The 661-nt window shown below is 65.5% G+C and carries 1 protein-coding gene; it reads right to left on the bottom strand.

Annotated elements, in window-relative coordinates; genetic code table 11:
- Positions 1 to 661, bottom strand: a 661-nt coding sequence (locus IEY73_RS32815) for an RNA polymerase sigma factor SigF (protein ID WP_189083235.1), incomplete at both ends; no start/stop codon positions are given.

Here is a 661-nt window from a genome sequence, read left to right as displayed (position 1 = left end):
TCAACTGGCTCCGCAGCTTGCCCAGCGCCTTGGTCAGCAACCGCGACACATGCATCTGCGAAATCCCCACCTGCTCGGCAATCTGCGACTGCGTCAGATTCCCATAAAACCGCAACGTCAGAATCCGCTGCTCCCGCTCATCCAGCGTGGCCAACGCCGGCCCCAACGCCACCCGCGTCTCCGCCAACGCGAACTCATCATCCTCACCACCGAGCGTATCCCCCAGCTCCGTGGTCCCCTCCGCACTGATCGGCGTCGACAACGACGTCGCGTTATACGCCCGCGCCCCCTCCAGGCCCTCCAGCACGTCCTCCTCGGACACCCCCAGATGACCCGCGATATCCGCCACCGTCGGCGACCGACCCAGCGAATGCGTCAGCGAGCTGTTCGCCTCCGTGATCGCCAGCCGCAACTCCTGCAACCGCCGCGGCACCCGCACCGACCACGTCCGGTCCCGGAAATGCCGCTTGATCTCCCCGATGATCGTCGGAATCGCATACCCCGCGAAATCCACACCCCGCTGCGGATCGAACTTGTCCACCGCCTTGATCAAACCCACCGTGGCGGTCTGCACCAGATCATCAGTCGGCTCACCACGCCCCGAATACCGATGCGCCAGATGCCGCGCCAACGGCAACCACGCCTCAATGGCCCGGTCCCG

It is taken from the genome of Mangrovihabitans endophyticus, from assembly GCF_014646155.1.
GTDB classification, from domain to species: domain Bacteria; phylum Actinomycetota; class Actinomycetes; order Mycobacteriales; family Micromonosporaceae; genus Actinoplanes; species Actinoplanes endophyticus.
The sequence above is the reverse complement of the archived record's forward strand: the minus strand, read 5'-3'. Positions and strand labels throughout refer to the sequence as shown.